We start from the raw sequence: 18,437 nt of genomic DNA on the forward strand, positions 1-18,437 counted from the left end.
AAATCTGCACCGGAATTCATCAATGCTGCCGTCCGCCAGCGATTACGACACGCTAACTGCCAATTTCAGTTGGTCCCTGCCTGCTGCCTTCAACATGGCCGAAGCAGTCAGCGACCGGTGGGTGAGGCAGGACCCGGATCGCCTGGCAATTCGCCATGTGCTGACCGATGGCACGCACGAGGACTGGAGCCATCGGCGGCTGAACCGGGCCGCCAACCGGTTTGCCAACGCGCTTGCGGCTGCCGGGGTTCAGCGTGGTGACAGGATCGCCCTTCTCCTGCCGCAGATACCACAGACCGCAATAGCCCATATTGCCGCGTACAAGCTGGGCGCGATCGCTGTTCCCTTGGCTGCACTTTTCGGCCTGGAAGCGCTGCGATACCGGCTGATGGACTCCGGGGCAAAGGTGCTTGTAACGGACGATGCAGGTCTGGCTAAGCTCGACGAAATCCGGGATGACCTGGACGAGTTGCAACTCGTCGTCTCAATCGAGAACCGGTCAGGAGATGCCTTGTCCTTTGAAGAGCTCGTCATCCGTGCGTCTGACGAGTTTCGAACCCTCAAGTCAACGCCCGATGATCCGGCTCTGATGATCTATACATCCGGAACGACGGGACAGCCGAAAGGCGTTTTGCATGGACATCGAGTGCTGCTCGGGCATATGCCGGGCATTGAGCTTTCGCAGAACTTTCTTGGCCGCGATGGCGACCTTCTATGGACGCCCGCGGACTGGGCCTGGGCCGGCGGACTTCTGAACGCGCTCTTTCCCTCCCTGTCGCTCGGCGTCCCCGTGCTTTCCTACGCCTCGAAAAAATTCGATCCGGAATTTGCCTTTCACCTGATTGAGAAACAGGCAGTCCGCAATGCCTTCATTCCACCGACGGCACTGAAAATGCTGCGCACGGTCGAGCGTCCCGGCAGCCGCTACAATCTGACCTGGCGCAGTGTCGGATCGGCCGGAGAATCGCTTGGGCGGGAAACCTATGACTGGTTTGCCGAAGAATTCGGGTTCGCGGTCAACGAGTTCTACGGCCAGACGGAGTGCAATGCGGTGCTTGGATCCTCCGCTGAAATCGGCGTGACCCGATCCGGTGCAATCGGCAAGGCAACGCCCGGACACCAGGTGGCCATTCTTGACGAAACCGGCACTCCGCTACCACCGGAAACACTCGGGCAGATTGCCATCAAGCGACCGGATCCGGTCATGTTCCTGCGCTACTGGAACAAACCGGAAGCAACCCGGGACAAGTTCATCGGCGATTGGATGATCACCGGCGACCAGGGGCTCATGGACGAAGACGGTTATGTACATTTTGTCGGTCGTGACGATGACATCATCACTTCGGCAAGCTACCGCATCGGTCCAGGTGAAATCGAAGACTGCCTCATCAAGCATCCGGCCATCGCCCTTGCCGCTGCGGTCGGCAAACCCGATCCCTTGCGTACGGAAATTGTCAAGGCCTATGTGGTTCTGAAGGAAGACCAGCAGGCAGACAAGGCGCTTGAAGACAGCATCCGAAGCTTCGTTCGCGAACGGCTGTCGGCGCACGAATACCCTCGCGAAATCGAGTTTGTCGACGCACTTCCGATGACCACTACAGGCAAGGTCATTCGCCGCAAACTCCGCGAGCAGGCGAAAATTGACCATGGCGTTTCGTGAATTGCTTTAGTGGGTCTGCTCAGGCAGACAGGCGCTTCTTGATCAACCGTGCCCGGCGGCGAAGGTCTTCCTTTGCAGCAATATCCGCACTGCACAGCCTTTGCAGCGTTCTGCCAAGCGTTCCATCCGCGATCAGCAAGGTTCCGGTTTCAAGGCGCCCCTTCCACAGTGGCTCGATCATCGAATGTCCCGGAATGGCGAGGGAATCGGCAAATCTGAAACCGGGCGTATCGAGATTTTGCCGAAATGCCTGCATGGCGATCTGAACACCGGGAGAATAGCGGGAGAAGGCCTCGTCATAGGCGATTTTCCAGGAGAACGAGTTGCCCCGCTGCTCGATCATGACGATGGACGCAACCAGCCTGTCTCCCGACCAGAGCTGGTCCAATCGCACATTGTTTGACGCCGCCAGACCGGCAATTGCCTTGCGGGCAAACGCGGCAGTGGTGTCCTGATTTACAAGGGCAGTGCCGACACGTCCCTTCCAACCCGCCGCCTCCAGCTGCAGAAACGCCTCGAAGCCTTCAATTGCATCACCGCCCGACAGATGTTCAAACCTCACCCGGCCAACATCGCCAAGTCTGCGTAGCAGCCTGCGGAGCTCCTTCCGCCGCTTGCCCTTGAAAGCAGAGTCCAATTGCGCCGCTCCATCGGCGCCGCCCAAATGACATGCACGCTCCGTCTTCGCCGTCACTTCATAATGAAGTCCAGCGACGGACTGAATCCGTCGAGCGGTCTCCGAGGACAGCGGCAGAAAAGGCAAGGCCAGCAATTTCCGCCAACCTGCGGCTTCCTGGAAAAAGGCACTGATGACATCCTCATTCGCTTCGGGGTGGAGCAAAGGCGTTCCCAAGGGAGCATAGTCGGTTGCCAGGCTTGAACTGACCGGGAGCAAAAACCCTGGACGATGGTGGCGTATCGGTGCGGCCATCAACCAGTCATCTGTTGCCGGGTTTTTCACCACAATCAGTCGCCCAGCATATCCAGGCACATGTTGCAGAAACGCGCGCAGAAAGGCAGGACCGTAAAACGGGTTCGTATCCAAAGCGGCCTCACCCAACCTCTGCCAGGCACCGACCGATACCTGATCACTTAGCGGATCCAGAGAGTGGACCTCAAGCGTCGGAGCGGTCTTGGTTTCAATGGTCAACCTGAGGATCCCTGGGTAAGAAAAGCAATGACAAAACAAATGTTGTGACATTGAGCTTCCGTTTGGCGGCAAGAGCAAGCGCTGTCGCTTCAAAAATAATTGCGATGCTGGTCGCAATCGCTGCTCCCATGAGCCCCAAAGCCGGAATCAACAACAGGTTCAGCAGAACGTTGATTGCAAAAGTCGTCGCATAAATGCCGGCACAGGTCTTCTGATGCCCTGTCATGCTCAAAAGCGCATCCGCTGGACCGACGGAGGCCCGTGCGAGAACGCCGATCATCAAGACGGCTATCAGTTGATAGCCACTTTCGAAGTCCGATCCGAAGAGCCGCAGAAGTAGGGGAGCAACCACAAGAAGGCCTGCTCCGGCTGCCAATGACGGCCAGAATGTCCAGTGAGTTGCCTGCTTCGTATAGGCAGACAGACCCTTTGCGTCGTTGTTATGCGTGAAACTTGAGAAACGATGTGCGGAGGCCGCGCGAACGGCAAAATAGACAAAGTGAACCAGGGCAAGTGTGCGCGATGCCGCAAAATAGATCGCGACCTCGTCCGGGCTCTGAAAGAAACTGATCATGATCACGTCCGCACTCGTGATCAGCTGAATAAACCCGTCCACCATCAACAACGGGAGAGAGACAGCCAGCCAGGTTTTCAGTTCGAACCTGGCTGGTCCGGAAGGCACCTTTTTCGCCAGTCGTTTCCCGAGATGCAGGTACTGATAGAGCACGGTTGAAACCGTCGCCAGAACCGCAACGATGACCGTTACCTGTGCGGTCGCCGGATAGCCGGCCACGACCAGAAAGACAAGCAGCACAAGAATTGCCAGCGGCCGCCAGATGAAATTCGGCAGCATTGCAATGAAGGGCCAGTCGTAGCTGCGGGCGATACCGTCCTGAACCAGGCCGACAGCAAAGACGGGAAGAACCAGCAGGACGATCATCAGCGGCTGAACATAATACTGTTCAATGATAGGCCGCAGCAGATATATCAACCCCATTCCAAGCGCGGCAATCACGGCTCCGAAAAGAAAAGCTGCCTGTCGGCTTGTCCGCAGGAACCCCCGCAAGCCATCAAAATTTCCCGTTTCCCGGTATTGCGGCAGAAACCGCCCGGCCGATGTCGAAAATCCGCCGCAGGCGATCACACCAAGAACGATGACTACCGTCCAGGCAACGGAATAAATGCCGTAGTCATGCGCTCCCATCAGGCGCGCCAGAATGACCTGTGAAAAATAAGCAAGGCCGGCTCCGGCAACCCGAACCGCAAAACTCGATACGGCCATTCGACCGGCCGCCTTCCCATCCGCGCTTGATCCCTTCAAACGCTTTGCCAGTATGTCGGCGCCTGGAAAGCGCCTCATCCAGGAAGTGGCGGTAAAACGCACGTCAGAGTCCCTTGCAGTTGCCATAAGACACTTGTGCCATGAGGGACTTAATATTCTATGCCAGGCTCCTTCCCATCGGATTGGTGAAGGAGGATCGGATCAAAGGGCTATGACAAAGTCATCACCGGCGTTCCGCTGACTGGATCGGGATAGACATGTGCGTCAATTCCGTAGACCTGGTTCAACAGAACCGGGGAAATCACCTGCGATGGGGCTCCTTCTTCGACAATTACCCCGTCTTTCATGACCACCAGCACGTCAGCGTAGCGCGCGGCCTGCGCGATGTCGTGCAGGACGACAACACAGGTGCGACCCGGCTGCGTCAGAGATTTCAGGAGTTCCAGAATGTCAAACTGATAGCGCACGTCGAGGAAGGATGTTGGCTCGTCCAGCAAAATGTAAGGCGTGTCCTGAGCCAGCCCCATGGCGATGAAGGCCCGCTGGCGCTGACCTCCGGAAAGATCTGAAAGATGCCGCTCGCGCAGGTCGAAGATGTCGGCAGTGCGCATCGCCTCGGCAACAATCGCCTTGTCCTTTGAACTGCGCATGCCCAGCAAGTTCTGGTGCGGCGCACGGCCATAGTGAACCAGCTGCTCAACGGAAATGGACGGCGGCACGACTGGATTTTGCGGCAAGACGGTTATTTCCCGCGCCAGTTTGCGTCGGCGGGTAGCGATAAGGTCATGGCCCGCAATACTTACGCTGCCGCCCTTCAGCGGCAGAACGCCCGCAACAAGACCCAGCAGCGTGGACTTGCCGCATCCGTTTGGTCCGATCAATGCAGTCAACTTGCCTTTGCCCAGGGTCAGGTTCACCGGGCCCAACTTGAAAGCGCCCTGACCGCCGGTCAGGTTCTTCACTTCAATGCTCATACGCGCGCGGCCCTTCCCGCCCTGATCATGACATAGACGAAAAACGGCGCCCCGAGCATCGCTGTCAGCACTCCCGCCGAGACCTCCACCGGTGGCGCAATGGCCCGTCCGGCGGCATCGGCCAGCACAACAAGCCACATGCCCACAAGCATGGCGCACGGCATCATCACCTTGTGGGACCCCCCCACGAGGGTTCGCGCGATATGAGGAGCCATCAGTCCAACGAAGCCCAGCACCCCGACAACACTGACCGAAAGCGCGGCAAGCAGTACTGCGATGCTCAGAAGAATCAGGCGCGCAACGCGCACACGGAGCCCCAATCCCGTTGCTGCCGTCTCTCCCAGGCGTATCAGATCGAGCCAGTAGCTGAGCAACATTGCGAGAACGGCCAGCGCCGCCAGCCAGGGCCAGACAAGATTGAGATGTGTCCAGCCTCTTGCCCAAAGAGACCCGGTCAGCCAGATCAGCGGAGCGGAAAACTGCGCATCGGAAGAGGTCACCAGAATGAAATCGACCCCTGCATCGAACACAAAACCGACCGCGATTCCGACCAGGGCAAGACGCACCGGAGACGCGCCGCGCAGGTCCGCGCCCAAGTAGATCACCAGAGCAGCAACGATCCCGCCGACAACGGCAGCAACAGGAAGCCAGGCAAGCGAGATACCCGGCAGAATCAGAACCATGAGACACACGCCAAGTGCGGCACCGGAGTTGATCCCGATGATCTTCGGGCTTGCGAGAGGGTTGCGCAAAAGGGCCTGGACGATCGCGCCCGAAAGCGCCAGCGAGCCACCCGTCAGCATCGCCAGAAATGTGCGCGGCAAGCGCGATTTCAGGACGATGAACTCCTGTTTCGGCCCTTCCAGGTCAAACAGGGTGTTCGCAATGACCTGCCAGGAGATCGGAACCGCACCTGCCGAAAGAGACCAGATGGCGGAGAAGGTCAACCCCACGACAAGAAAAGCAAAGAGAACAGGCTGGCGCATTAGTCCAGCCCCCTGGCAAACAGCGTCTGATAAAGGAAATACGGAGCCCCGATCAGCGCCACGACCACGCCGACCGGCGTTTCGATCGGGGCTGTCAGCCACTTGGAGGCAGCGTCCGCCGTCATCATCAGTGCGGCTCCCGCCAAAGCCGTTGCCGGGACCAGAAGCCGATGATCCGACCCAAGAAGCAAACGGCAGATATGCGGCACGACAAGCCCGGTAAACGCAATCGGCCCCGCGACGGCGACGGCGGTTCCTGTCAGGCAGGCCGCAACAATTGCACCGGCAAGCAGCGTAAAACGCGGATCAGCACCCAGTCCTGTGGCCTGAGCTTCGCCCAGCGCCATGAGATTGAGCCTGTGTGCAAGAAGAGCGGTTGCAATCAATCCACCGGCGCTCCAGCCCGCGATGGACCGGACTTCATTCATGCGCACATCGGTGATGTTGCCGACCGTCCAGCGCAATACCTGCCGGGCCACATCATCTTCCAATGTGAAGGTGAAACGAACCAGAGCGTAGGCAAAAGCACCAACGGCGACCCCGCCCAGGACAAGGCGCAAACTGTCAAGACGCCCGCCGAAACCACCGGCAATCCCGAAACTGATCAAGCCGGCAAGAAAGGCACCGGCGATCGACAGCGCCTTCAGATCAAGGACTGCCCCGAGTGCCGGGAAAACAAGGCCCAGCGCAAGCCCCAGGGCCGCCCCTTGATTGATGCCGAGTATAGCGGGGGACGCCAGTGCGTTTCGGGTAATAGCTTGCAAGATCAGTCCCGCCAGCCCCAGATTCACGCCGAGACACAGAGCAACAAGGGTACGTGGCGCACGGATGTCCTGCATTACGGCAGCACCTGTGCCTCCATCTTCAAAAAGACCCCAGATGCCGACATCAGACCGCCCGCCCGTCGAGAGCGACGCGTAGGCACTGACACAGCAGGCCAGAAAGAGAAGCGGTAAAAAGATGCCGCCTCCCGAATTGCGCGCCAGACCTTCGCTCGTCATTTCTTGGCAGACGTCTCGGAAATGATTTCAAGCAGGTCCTGCGCAGTCAGTTCCGCCGCCAGAAGCCCCCGCAAACGCGACCAATTATGCGCTGTGACATAGAAGACGTTGTTGTTCTTGACCGCTGTCAGACCCTCATAAAGGGTTTCTCCAGCCCAACCGTCCGTAAAGGCCGGGTCAACGTATTTGCCCAGGATGAGGATATCCGGATTGACAACCGACAGCTGTTCAAGGGTGGTCGGAACATAAGTCGTTTCGTAGACCTCACCCTCTGAAGGCGTCATGTTGGAAGAAAAACCGAACATCTTCAGCAAAGAGCCGTTGTAGGAAACCGGGCTGTGAAGCCACAGGCCTTTGGCATTGGCAACGCCGAACTGTGCGCTGACGCCCTTGCTCGCCTTGTTTATCTCCCGGTCGTACCCAGCCATTTTTTCCTTGTGCTCGGCAACCCGCTGCGCTGCCTTGGCCGGTTGTCCCAGAGCCGCACCGATCACCGACATCTGGTCGACTGCGTCATGATAGTCACCACCCAGACTGTCGAGTACAATTGTCGGCGCGATTTGCGAAAGCGTATCGTAAGCAGCTTCATGTCTGGTCTTGTCAGCGATGATCAGATCCGGCTGAAGCGATGCAATGACTTCGAGGCTCGGCGTCTTTCGGGTTCCAACCGACTGCCAGCTTTCTCCGAAAACGGCTGCGTACTCCGGAATGATGTTTTCACGCTTGTTGTCATCGGCAATGCCGACCGGAACCACGGCGAGCGCTGCGAGCGCGTCGACAAAACTGAACTCCAGCACGACCACTCTTTGTGGTGCGTCCGGCACCTTGGTCGTTCCCAGCTCATGCTTGATGTCGGCAGCCAGTGCCGGCAATGGGCTCAGTGCAAGCAAGGAAGCCGCAAGAGAAAGAAAAAAACGTCTGCAAATCATCAAAGCCACCCGTTTCCCGATAGGCCCGGACCTTCAAAATCGATCATTTTCGATGAAATAGTCAGGGCAAGACCCCGAACGTCTTCAGCAGAACCTATGTTGCTGAATCGTCCTCGAAACTGGCTTTTCGGCTCCGCGAGTGGCCTGCGGGAAGCAGGTATCGTCAGTGAGCTGAATGGCTGTGCGCAGCGGTATTATTTATGAGCGAGAGTGTCAAGTTTTGGAAATCGGCGCAAAGTGGCGTGGTCCCGACTGAAAAGCTGGCGTTCCTGGCAAGAAACAAAGAACTGATCTGGAGAAAGGCAGCCTGAACCAAGTTCTTTTCCGACTGCGCTCTTTTCACCGTCTCCAGGCTGCTGTGACCTTTTGCGGCATTCATAGGCGCGGCGTTTCACAAAAACAGAGGCCGGCAGCGCAAGTGCTGACCGCGACCTCTGTCCGACATCCTTCATTTTGGGACATGCCCGGTAGTCAGGACCAGACCAGGAACTTTACGCGTTACAGGAACTGACGCCAGAAACGGTAGGAATTCTCAAGTTTCCGCAACCTGTCCTTTTCCCTGTCCGTCAACTTCTCCCAACGGGTGGAAAGTGTCGTGATTTCCCTATGAAGCTCTTCCATGTGCCGGTCTGCATACTTCCGCAACATGTCCTCCTCCTATTCGATAGAAGCACTATTTGAAGTATAAAATGCCACCACAACCAGAAAGACTGCAAATTAACTATTTTTCATGTTACAAATATTAGTAAAATATTGAGTTTATTCGATATCTAAATTTATTGATTTGGAACAAAGGCCTCCCAAACTCAATAAACTGTTTGCTCTACCAATTTTGACTTCGAGACAACACCCAAACTCTTGGCAGGCCGCAAACAAAACTCAAATCTATCTCAAGACCGCCCAAAGCTTGACACCTCTGTAGAATTCTGGAACAAAACAAGAACAGATGAATTTGATTCTCGATTTCCGGCCACTTCGCATTCGTATCTGGTCACGGGACTGGACTGACAGTTTGAAATTCGCCTCGCGGGCGCTGAGGGCTGCCTCCCCTTCTGTCCGCCAATTGATCCGGTCCCTGCCTCCGCCGCCTTGCGCAGGGACCGGATATTTTTACCCCCCCGGGATTTGGGGCTTCATCAGGTCAAAGAGTTCCGGACGTCCCTGGACACGAGCAATCAGCAGACCGCCTTCCAACTGCGCCAGCACTGCCAGGCTCTGTCGTTCAATCTCCTTTGCCGGACGCCCTTCACCCCAGTCTGTTTGGGACAAGCTGGTGCGAAGCCAGTTCTCTGCCCGATCGAAGAAACCTTTCGCTTCCTCTGCAACGGAAGCCGGCAAACCTGTAGCCTCTGCCGCCAGAACGCCGCACAGGCACATCTGCCCGTCCTGTCCCAGTGCCTTTGCAAAGGCATCGTGAAGCCTGGTCAGCAAATCCTGTGCTAGGGAAGGACTGTCTTCCGGGTCTCCGAGGGCCTCAAGAAATCGATCAGCATATCGGCGAGCAACCTTCGCTCCAAGATCGGCCTTGGTGGGAAAGTAGTAGTGAACACTGGAGCTTTTCACCCCCACACCTGAGGCGATCTCACGGAAACTGAAACCGTTGTAGCCGTTTTGACGGATCAACCGCTCGGCCAGATCCAGAATTTTCGTTTCCGTTTCTGCGTTTGATTGGGGCAATTCGGTCATCCTTGTCTATCAACTGATAGATAGGGGTTGACATCAATTTTCTCAACACCAATATCTCGCAAGTTAAATCTACCTATCAGTAGATAGATAAATGGAGACCGCAAATGACCAATTCGATTGCAATCATTCAAGGTGGAACTTCAGGGATGGGTCTGGCAACTGCACACAGGCTCGCCAGACGGGGAACCCCGCTCATCCTGATCGGGCGGAACGCGGATAAGCTGGCGTCAGCTCAAAAGGAACTGGAAACCGCTTACGGGGCTGCCGTCGAAGTGTGGCAGGCCGACGTCACAGACAAAGAAAGTGTTGAGATCCTCGTAGAGCGGATAGAAAATCTGGACCGACCGATCGGTTATCTGGTCAATGCTGCGGGCTACTTCAGCCCGAAACCGTTTCTGGATCACACCGGTTATGACTTCGATCTCTATCATGCGTTCAATCGGGGAACCTTCCAGATCACGCAGGCCGTTGTGCGAAACATGAGCAACACCGGCAAAGGTTCAATCGTCAATCTCGGATCCATGTGGGCGCATCAGGCAGTCAAGGCGACGCCCTCTTCAGCGTATTCAATGGCCAAGGCAGGCCTTCATGCCCTGACGCAGCACCTGGCCATGGAACTCGGCGAAAAGGGCATCCGCGTCAATGCGGTGGCACCTGCGGTCGTCGAAACGCCGATCTACGGCGCCTTCATTCCGGAAGACCAAATCTCGAAAACTCTCCATGAAGGCTTTGACGCATTCCATCCGGTAGGCAGGATCGGAAGACCGGACGATGTGGCAGCCACGATCGATTTTCTCCTGTCCGAAGAGGCCGATTGGGTCACAGGGGCGATCTGGGATGTCGATGGCGGCGTTATGGCCGGCAGGAATTAGGCCCACCGAAGCAGACAGCTTCAAACAAATACGCGGGGCCGTGTGTATTTCTGCGGCCCCATCGCATTCTGGTGTTGCGGAAAAAGACTATTCCGACAGTGCTTCCACGTAATACCAGCGGCCGGCTTTCTTGCGAAAGCGACTGAGCTCGCGATGCGTATTGAGTTTTCCGCCGGACAGATACTTTGCTTCAAAAAGGACTGTGCCATCCCGGTCGCCCTCAGCGCCTTTTTCCGCTTTGAGGACAGTCAGTCCGGCCCAATGGTTCTCGGCTGCCCATCTGGCGGTTGCGGCGATGTCGAAACCGTCCTGATATTTCGGCCAAAGCGTGTCCTTCAGGTAGGAGATGTTTTCGCGCACATAGGCACTGTAGCGCGATCGCATCAGGGCTTCGGCTGTTTTCGGCAAACTGTCTCCCTGGAGGTAAGGTTGGCAACAAACGCCGTACGCCGCACCACTGCCGCACGGGCAGGTTTCATCGGACATTTGCTCCTCCTGCGATCAAGTCTTGCGCGCTCTCTACCACTTGGCCTCTCCCAACGCTATGGTTCTCTTTAACAATTGGCTTAAGCGGGCGGTGGCATGAAACTGGCGACATTCAACATGGAATCCTTCGGCTCTGATCGCTTCGACATGGCGGCCTTGAGACCGCGCCTTGCCGCCCTGCGCCCGAAGATCCTGGAACTGGAAGCCGACATTCTGTGTCTGCAGGAAGTCAACGCGCAAAAACTCAGGGGTGCTTCACAACGCCAGTTTCAAGCGCTGGATCTGTTGCTGCACGACACACCGTACCAGGACTATTACTGCGCTGCGAGTGAACGCGAACCGGGCAAAGGCCCGGGCCAGAGGCACAATCTCGTGGTGCTGTCCCGGTATCCGATCAAGAACCACGACAGCCTGTTCCAGCACCATGCCAACGCACCGAAATGGCAACCGAAAACTGCGGAACCGGCCTATGACGAACCTCAGGGAATTGAATACGAACGCCCCATCCTGAAGACAGAAATCGACTTGGGCGGAGAAAGACCCCTTCATCTGTTCGTGGTTCACTTGCGGGCACCGATCGCCGCGATGATACGCGGAGGCAAAAACGAGGACCGCTACTGGAAGAGCCTGTCAGCCTGGGCGGAAGGCTATCAGCTTTCGGTTCTCAAACAGATTTCCCAGGCCCTGGAACTGCGCATCGCTGTCGAAGCCCTGTTCGACGAGGACGAAAATGCACAGATTGTGGTGACGGGAGACTTCAACGCGACGGGTGAAACCGGCACGCTCAGGCTGTTGCGCGCCGACCCTGATGACACCGGCTCACCGGATATGGCAAACCGACGCCTGTTTCAGCTGGATGCCTCCTTGCCGCCAGATCGGCGCAAGACAGTCATTCACAGGGGCAAGGGACAAGCACTGGATCATATCCTTGCGAGCGCCGAAGTCACGGACAAGACCTTGAGCGTGAAAGTGTTCAACTACGAACTGCCCGATGAAGTTTTCGACGCCGGCAGCAGCGATTACGCAGGATCATATCACGCCGCAATGCGCGCTGAATTCGACCTGTAGCCAGTTTGTAGTGGTCGACCTCAAGGCTTCAGAGAGCTGATGTATCCAGCAAGATTGGCGATCTCGATATTGCCGAGCGACATGTCCGGCATCACCGGATGCGGGTTGGCCAGAAAAGTTGCCAGTTTCGCCTCCGACCAATCGGGATCCTTCGCAATATCGTAAAAGCTCGGCAAGGTAACGCTTGACGCCGCCGACTGGTCTTCAGCAACAAGATGACAGGAAGAACACCATTGGAGGGCAAGCGCCTTTCCGGCATAAGCATCAGCCGCCTGCGCCGTTGTCTGACCTGCAGAAACAACCGAAGCAGCTGCAAACAGGGCCAAAAAAACTGTTGGCGCCATTCCGGAAACTCTCACCGGAAATGGAATTGGAATGCGGATCATCTACGCCTCCTCGCATCACGGAATTCATGAAGCTGGGACTTCAGACTGAATGACTTTCAAAGCCCTGACCTTGCGTTGAATCAATCGCAAGGAGAATGCGCGATCCTCACGCGCTTTTCTATTGCCTCTGCATGAGGGCTCCGACAAACTCCGGGCTCAGCAAATTGCAGGAGGTGCGAGTGAGACGTCATCTGAATTCCATTTTGCGCGCAACATCTGTTGCCATCACGCTACTGGCATTTTCAGGCCAGGCAGTTCTCGCACAGGATGCCCCAATCTATTCACTAAAAGACCGCTTCAATCCAGTGGTTGCGCAACATGGGATGGTCGCCAGTCAGGAAGCCGTCGCAACGAATGTCGGCGTCGACATTCTCAAAAAGGGCGGCAACGCTGTGGATGCTGCAATCGCAACCGGCTTTGCACTCGCCGTCACCCTGCCGCGAGCCGGAAATCTCGGCGGTGGCGGCTTCATGTTGATCCACATGTCCGGCAGCGATGCGACCGAAGCGCTGGACTATCGGGAAAAAGCCCCCGCCGCGGCCTACAAGGACATGTTTCTGGGGCCGGACGGGGAACCGGACAAACAGAAATCACGCTATTCCGGGCTTGCCATCGGCGTGCCCGGAACCGTTGCGGGTTTCGCGGCCGCGTATAAGAAACACGGAAGCGGAAATCTGACCTGGACGGACTTGATAGCTCCTGCAATTGAGCTCGCCGACAAGGGCATCACCGTTACGCCAAGCCTCTCGGCAGCCCTGATTGCTCGTCTGGATCGACTTACCAAGGACCCGGCGACGGCAGAGATTTTCTACAAACAAGGCACAGTTCCGTACCTGCCGGGAGAGACACTCGTTCAAAAGGACCTCGCAGACACCTTGCGCCTGATAGCCGACAAAGGTGTCGATGGCTTCTACAAGGGCGAGGTTGCACAAAACATCGCTGCCAAGGTGCAGGCCGCAGGCGGAGGAATGACGGTAGAGGACCTTGCCGCCTATGAACCGGTCTGGCGCGCGCCTGTCACCGGGTCTTACCGGGACTATGAAATTGCCTCCATGCCTCCGCCGTCTTCCGGGGGTGTCCATATCGTTGAAATCCTGAATATTCTTGAAGGATTTCCGATCAGGGAGTTCGGCTCCAATTCAGCTGACACGATCCACGTGATGGCGGAAGCCATGAGACGGGCCTATGCCGACCGCTCCAAATATCTCGGCGATCCGGATTATGTCACCGTGCCGGTCAAGGGACTGACTTCGCCGGCCTATGCGGACATGCTGAGAGAGACAATCCGGATGGATGCGGCAACCCCATCAGAAGAAGTAAAGCCTGCCGACCCGTATCCTTATGAAAGCAACGAGACCACCCATTTCTCGGTTGTCGACAAGGACGGCAACGCCGTCTCAAACACATATACGCTCAACTTTTCCTACGGCGCTGGCCTGACAGCCGACGGAACCGGCGTGCTGCTCAACAACGAACTGGACGATTTTTCCGCAAAGCCCGGCGTGCCCAATGCCTATGGCCTGATCGGCGGCACTGCCAATGCTGTCGAAGGCGGCAAGCGTCCACTGTCATCCATGAGCCCGACACTCGTCTTCAAAGACGGCGACCTTTACCTGGCAACCGGTTCTCCGGGAGGCAGCCGGATCATCACGACCACGTTGCAGATCATTCTCAATGTCATCGATCATCAGATGAACATCGCGGAGGCAACGGCGGTGCCTCGCATACACAACCAGTGGCTCCCGGATGAAATCCGGATCGAGGAAGGCTTGTCGCCCGATACCATCAGGCTTCTGGAAGCCCGGGGACACGAGGTCAATCTCAAGAACGCCATGGGGTCGACCCAGTCGATCATGATCGTCGACGGCATCCTCGCTGGAGCGTCCGATCCGCGTCGTGCCGGCGCCCTGACGGCTGGTTACTGAGCCTCAGGCGGATAGCGCCTGTTCAATGTGCTTGGACTGTCGAGGTCTCTGAGATGCTGAAAGAAACTCTCAGCGGCCACGGCCAGGAAAGACACGAGCAGCACACCGATGTAGGTGGAATGCTCGAGAAGTTCTGCCCGGTCGCCGACAATCACGTCAAAGATAGTGAAGCCGAGAAAGACGGCGATGGACACGGTGATCGCCAGGTCAGTCCGGTAAGCCACCCCGGGCTGTCCCTGAAACAGGCGAATTGCTGCGGCAACGAAAAGTCCGGCGGCCGCGAATTCAACGATACCGGCAAAGATCAGAGTTGCCTGCACATAGGCCGGGTCCAATGCCAGCTTGTTGAAATACATGGAAAACTTTTCGACACGGTGATTGCCCCACCAGTGCACGAAGCCGACATCCTGCCGGGCGAAAAACTTGTCCAGGCCATTGAGCAGCCAGAAGAAAAACCAGAACGCGATTACAACGGCAGTAATAGGTTGACGAAAAACAGCCATGATCGTCCGCAACTTAATTCAATTGTTTGATGCTGAACCTGTTCTAGCAACAAGGAATTGAATTTTGGTTACGCTTCACAATCGCGTGAGCGCACTTCCCGAACGACACTGATCCGCCAGCAAACTGAAACGCAAGCAGCCGCTCAACTGTCTTCTGCGGCGCGAGTGAGACCAAATGTCTTTCGCACCATGGACGCAAACCGCCTGTCGAGATTGAAACGCTGCTCCGAGGTCATTTCCGGCCAGACAATCTGAGATCCGACAAAGGCGGCATATTCCAGCTGAGCAATGTCTCTGGCCTCTTCTTTGGTCAGCCCTTCTTCAACATAAAGCTCAATGACGAAATCGGTCCGGATCCGGTCGACATCCTGCACCGTTTCACGCGCAATATTGTTGGCTTGTGCGAACTGGCGCACGGCCCGCTCCAGATCCTGGTCCAGATGATTGGCAAGATCCGAGAGCATTTGCGCGCGGTCCTGCAGCCGATGACCCAGTATCTGGTCGGCAACATCAATCGTGTTCTGCTGCTTCCATGCCGCCAGCAGAGCCTCCAGGAAGCGATCATGATCCTCGAAGTGATGGTAGAATGATCCTCGGGTCCGCCCGGCGGATTTGCACAGCGCCTCCACGGTCAGACCGGCTGCCCCCTCCTTTGCCAATTGCGTGAGACCAAGCTGCAGCCAGTCGTCTTTGTTAAACCGCTTTCGCGTCATTGAGCTCCACCAAGAACACCAATCAGGAATATGGGCAGAAACAGCCAGCCCTGCGGCATGTTCTTGTACTTTTGTCCCTTCAGAGGCGGAACGGCAAGGCCAAGAAAGCAAAAGGACGCGGTCAGAGCCGTCGCCGCCCAGGCAAGTTCCAGGCTTTCGGCCCTCACACTTGCAATTGCAAACATGACGGCAATCGCGGCCAGGACAATCGTCACGATGTGCCAGCAGTAATAGGTGACGTATTTGGGAACCGGATGCAGGTCCGAAGCTTTCAGGAGCGGGACAGCGATGCTTCGCCCTCCCAAGAACGTATGAAGCAAACAGACGAACACTGACAACCCAGCCGCAACAAGCAAGTACGAATTCATAATCGCCTCCACAACATACCATACTGTATGGTTTGTTATAATTCGAACTGCTTCCTCGTTGCAATGCGGCCTCGTGCCACGTCTCGTTCGCTGTGCGCCCAAACAGAATTTTCAACCGAATTGACAGTTCCAAAGGCTGGTGATAGCGCTATTCAAAGCGCTTTGGAAAACTTATCGAAGCACATTTCCTAAATAGACTTTCTGAACCGGGAGGGCTCGAATGCCTATCAGAACCGTCGTCTGGGGCGAAAACGTCCATGAGCAGCAAAACAAGATTGTTGCAGGCCTTTATCCCAATGGAATGCATGATTGCATCGCCGACGCGCTGAATGCCGACCCGGAAATTGAGGCGACAACGGCAACCCTCCAGGATCCGGAGCACGGCCTGAGCGAGGAGCGGCTCGCCAACACGGACGTGCTGGTCTGGTGGGGACACGCAGCCCACGGCGACGTCGCTGACGAAATCGTCGAAAGGGTTTGCGATGCCGTCTGGTCCGGCATGGGGATGATGTTCCTGCATTCGGCGCATTTCGCCAAGCCGTTCAAACGGTTGATGGGAGCGCCCTGCAACCTCACTTGGCGCGAGGCCGGTGAACGTGAGCGGCTTTGGGTCACCAGCCGGAACCATCCGATCACCAATGGTCTGCCGGACAGTTTCGAACTGGAAATGGAAGAAATGTACGGTGAACCCTTCGGAGTTCCCGAACCTCTGGAAACCGTCTTTATCAGCTGGTTCCAGGGTGGTGAGGTGTTCCGGTCCGGCCTGACCTACAAGCGCGGTGCAGGCAACATATTCTACTTCCGCCCAGGCCACGAGACCTATCCGACCTATCACAATGCCAACGTTCAAACCGTTTTGAAAAACGGCGTCAAGTGGGCCTTCAATCCCATGACCCGCATTTCCGACCCGAATGCAGCGCCGAACGTACCCGTTGATGCGGCACCGGAAAAAATCGAGGAACGTGGACCGAAACTTCACGAAGAGGGCGAAGATGGATACCGGTAATAATACATTGCCGGTCACCTTTCACGTTTCAGGAGCCGGGCGCGGCGCCCGGCGGTCTCTCAATCAGGTGAACTTCACCGACGGAGCTATTTCATGACGTCGACAGCACCCCCTGTCCGGTTACTTATCCTGGGCACCGGCAACATGGCTCGCACCCACGCATCGGCCTTTCAGGCCATTCCAGGTGTAAAAATGGTTGCCGGGGTCGACAGACGCCCCGAATTCCTTGCAAGTTTCTGCGAAGACTTCGGGATCGGAAACCGTTTCGGAACTCTGGAGGAAGCAATCGCCTGGGGAGACTTTGACGCGGTGGCAAATGTCACCCCGGACGCTGCCCACCACCCGACAACCATGCAGTTGCTGGAAGCCGGCAAGCATGTTCTTTGCGAAAAGCCACTGGCAACCAACGCCAGGGATGCGCGCGAGATGACCGATCTTGCCAGGGCAAGAAACCTGGTCGGCATGGTCAATCTCAGCTATCGTGATGTCGCTGTCCTGCAAAAAGCGGCAGAGCTTGTCTCAAACGGCACCATCGGAACGATGCGTCATTTCGAGGCTTCCTATCTGCAGAGCTGGCTGACCCAGCCTGCCTGGGGTGAATGGCGGACGGAAAGCCAATGGCTCTGGCGGCTGTCAACCGAGCACGGCTCCAAGGGCGTTCTGGGTGATGTCGGCATTCACATTCTGGACTTTGCGACATTTGCCGCGGGAAGTCCGGTTGCCGAGCTTTCCTGCCGCTTGAAAACCTTCGACAAGGCGGAAGACAACCGGATCGGTGAATACAGGCTCGACGCCAATGACAGTTTCACGTTGCAAGCCGAGCTGGCAAACGGGGCACTGGGCACCATTTCCGCAACCCGGTTCGCCTCGGGCCACCTGAACGATCTCCGTCTGCGCCTTTATGGAGACAAAGGCGGCCTGGAAGTTTCCTTTGAAAACAAGGTCGAAGGACTAAGGATCTGCCGGGGACCGGATCTGCGGGAAGCTAACTGGACCGACATTGCCGTGGAACCCGTTCCGACTGTCTATGAACAATTTGTGGAAGCCGCGCGCACAGGCGTTTGCGGCGAGCCGGATTTTGAACACGGTGCGCGCTTGCAATCGGCTCTGGATGCCGCTGAACGCTCCCATGCCGAAAACGGCAGGTTTTTAAAGCTCTAGAAGGCGCTGATTTCGACCGGATCTGCAGCGGAGCGGGACGGCTCCGCTGCAGGATAGGTACTTGAGGCAAAATTGCACCGCAGCAAGGCCGCCGTTGGCCAACCACCTCTCCGCTTGATGCAACTCGACATTATCTCCCGCCTGCTGAAACTTCGTTCATTCGCCTCGTCGGGTTTTTGTCAATTTTTAGATTAAACGCATTTTATCGCTATTAAACGGCAGAAACGTCCTGTTTCAGGGCTCCAAAAAAATTCGGAAATCGAAAAACAAAAAACCAGCGT

General features: G+C 56.6%; 19 protein-coding genes. 6 read left to right on the forward strand and 13 right to left on the reverse strand.

Annotated features, from left to right (window positions below; genetic code table 11):
* The first annotated feature begins 22 nt into the window (after positions 1–22).
* Positions 23–1,660 (forward strand): AMP-binding protein, encoded by a 1,638-nt coding sequence (locus ABLQ08_RS23675; protein ID WP_352947304.1) that lies wholly within the window; start codon positions 23–25, stop codon positions 1,658–1,660.
* 19 nt (positions 1,661–1,679) lie between these two features.
* On the opposite strand, the gene ABLQ08_RS23680 is transcribed toward ABLQ08_RS23675, so the two are convergent.
* From ABLQ08_RS23680 to ABLQ08_RS23715, 8 genes are all read right to left on the reverse strand, one after another.
* Complete coding sequence (locus tag ABLQ08_RS23680; RefSeq protein WP_352947307.1) at positions 1,680–2,810, reverse strand: GNAT family N-acetyltransferase; 1,131 nt, start codon at positions 2,808–2,810, stop codon at positions 1,680–1,682.
* Complete coding sequence (locus ABLQ08_RS23685; RefSeq protein WP_352947309.1) at positions 2,800–4,194, reverse strand: lipopolysaccharide biosynthesis protein; 1,395 nt, start codon at positions 4,192–4,194, stop codon at positions 2,800–2,802. The genes ABLQ08_RS23680 and ABLQ08_RS23685 overlap by 11 nt, the downstream gene beginning before the upstream one ends.
* Positions 4,195–4,301: 107 nt before the next feature.
* A complete protein-coding gene (locus ABLQ08_RS23690) occupies positions 4,302–5,066 on the reverse strand; it encodes an ABC transporter ATP-binding protein (protein ID WP_352947311.1) in 765 nt (254 codons plus the stop codon).
* Positions 5,063–6,052 (reverse strand): FecCD family ABC transporter permease, encoded by a 990-nt coding sequence (locus ABLQ08_RS23695; protein ID WP_352947313.1) that lies wholly within the window; start codon positions 6,050–6,052, stop codon positions 5,063–5,065. Before ABLQ08_RS23695 ends, ABLQ08_RS23690 begins: the two co-directional genes overlap by 4 nt.
* Positions 6,052–7,053 (reverse strand): FecCD family ABC transporter permease, encoded by a 1,002-nt coding sequence (locus tag ABLQ08_RS23700; RefSeq protein WP_352947315.1) that lies wholly within the window; start codon positions 7,051–7,053, stop codon positions 6,052–6,054. The genes ABLQ08_RS23695 and ABLQ08_RS23700 overlap by 1 nt, the downstream gene beginning before the upstream one ends.
* On the reverse strand, positions 7,050–7,982 hold the full coding sequence (locus ABLQ08_RS23705; RefSeq protein ID WP_352947317.1) for an ABC transporter substrate-binding protein: 933 nt from the start codon (positions 7,980–7,982) through the stop codon (positions 7,050–7,052). The genes ABLQ08_RS23700 and ABLQ08_RS23705 overlap by 4 nt, the downstream gene beginning before the upstream one ends.
* A 498-nt stretch (positions 7,983–8,480) precedes the next feature.
* Positions 8,481–8,630 (reverse strand): hypothetical protein, encoded by a 150-nt coding sequence (locus tag ABLQ08_RS23710; protein WP_352947320.1) that lies wholly within the window; start codon positions 8,628–8,630, stop codon positions 8,481–8,483.
* Between the two features lie 462 nt (positions 8,631–9,092).
* Positions 9,093–9,668: a TetR/AcrR family transcriptional regulator gene (locus ABLQ08_RS23715; RefSeq protein WP_352947323.1), complete on the reverse strand. Its 576-nt coding sequence runs from the start codon at positions 9,666–9,668 to the stop codon at positions 9,093–9,095.
* A 104-nt stretch (positions 9,669–9,772) separates the two neighbouring features.
* Between ABLQ08_RS23715 and ABLQ08_RS23720 the strand changes: the two genes are divergently transcribed.
* On the forward strand, positions 9,773–10,540 hold the full coding sequence (locus ABLQ08_RS23720) for an SDR family NAD(P)-dependent oxidoreductase (protein ID WP_352947325.1): 768 nt from the start codon (positions 9,773–9,775) through the stop codon (positions 10,538–10,540).
* A gap of 87 nt (positions 10,541–10,627) precedes the next feature.
* Here the strand turns inward: ABLQ08_RS23720 and ABLQ08_RS23725 are convergent, their stop codons facing one another.
* Positions 10,628–11,026 (reverse strand): YchJ family protein, encoded by a 399-nt coding sequence (locus ABLQ08_RS23725; RefSeq protein WP_352947328.1) that lies wholly within the window; start codon positions 11,024–11,026, stop codon positions 10,628–10,630.
* Between the two features lie 96 nt (positions 11,027–11,122).
* Between ABLQ08_RS23725 and ABLQ08_RS23730 the strand changes: the two genes are divergently transcribed.
* Positions 11,123–12,094 (forward strand): endonuclease/exonuclease/phosphatase family protein, encoded by a 972-nt coding sequence (locus ABLQ08_RS23730; RefSeq protein ID WP_352947330.1) that lies wholly within the window; start codon positions 11,123–11,125, stop codon positions 12,092–12,094.
* A 20-nt stretch (positions 12,095–12,114) separates the two neighbouring features.
* Here ABLQ08_RS23730 and ABLQ08_RS23735 read toward each other — a convergent pair whose 3' ends face one another.
* On the reverse strand, positions 12,115–12,480 hold the full coding sequence (locus tag ABLQ08_RS23735) for a c-type cytochrome (protein WP_352947333.1): 366 nt from the start codon (positions 12,478–12,480) through the stop codon (positions 12,115–12,117).
* 179 nt (positions 12,481–12,659) lie between these two features.
* Between ABLQ08_RS23735 and ggt the strand changes: the two genes are divergently transcribed.
* Entirely contained in the window at positions 12,660–14,405 is a 1,746-nt protein-coding gene (gene ggt, locus ABLQ08_RS23740; protein ID WP_352947336.1) for a gamma-glutamyltransferase, read from the forward strand.
* On the opposite strand, the gene ABLQ08_RS23745 is transcribed toward ggt, so the two are convergent.
* From ABLQ08_RS23745 to ABLQ08_RS23755, 3 genes are all read right to left on the reverse strand, one after another.
* Complete coding sequence (locus ABLQ08_RS23745) at positions 14,399–14,908, reverse strand: hypothetical protein (protein WP_352947338.1); 510 nt, start codon at positions 14,906–14,908, stop codon at positions 14,399–14,401. The two genes, ggt and ABLQ08_RS23745, sit on opposite strands and share 7 nt — an antisense overlap.
* 143 nt (positions 14,909–15,051) lie before the next feature.
* Complete coding sequence (locus tag ABLQ08_RS23750; RefSeq protein ID WP_352947341.1) at positions 15,052–15,621, reverse strand: TetR/AcrR family transcriptional regulator; 570 nt, start codon at positions 15,619–15,621, stop codon at positions 15,052–15,054.
* Positions 15,618–15,989 (reverse strand): hypothetical protein, encoded by a 372-nt coding sequence (locus ABLQ08_RS23755; protein ID WP_352947344.1) that lies wholly within the window; start codon positions 15,987–15,989, stop codon positions 15,618–15,620. Before ABLQ08_RS23755 ends, ABLQ08_RS23750 begins: the two co-directional genes overlap by 4 nt.
* A 220-nt stretch (positions 15,990–16,209) precedes the next feature.
* On the opposite strand from ABLQ08_RS23755, the gene ABLQ08_RS23760 reads away from it, so the two are divergent.
* The gene (locus ABLQ08_RS23760; RefSeq protein WP_352947347.1) at positions 16,210–16,995 is read left to right on the forward strand and encodes a ThuA domain-containing protein; all 786 of its coding nucleotides are present in this window, start codon (positions 16,210–16,212) and stop codon (positions 16,993–16,995) included.
* 93 nt (positions 16,996–17,088) lie between these two features.
* The gene (locus ABLQ08_RS23765) at positions 17,089–18,156 is read left to right on the forward strand and encodes a Gfo/Idh/MocA family protein (RefSeq protein ID WP_352947349.1); all 1,068 of its coding nucleotides are present in this window, start codon (positions 17,089–17,091) and stop codon (positions 18,154–18,156) included.
* The last annotated feature ends 281 nt before the right edge of the window (positions 18,157–18,437 follow it).

Origin of the sequence: Roseibium sp. SCP14, assembly GCF_040329475.1 — a bacterium.
GTDB lineage: Bacteria > Pseudomonadota > Alphaproteobacteria > Rhizobiales > Stappiaceae > Roseibium.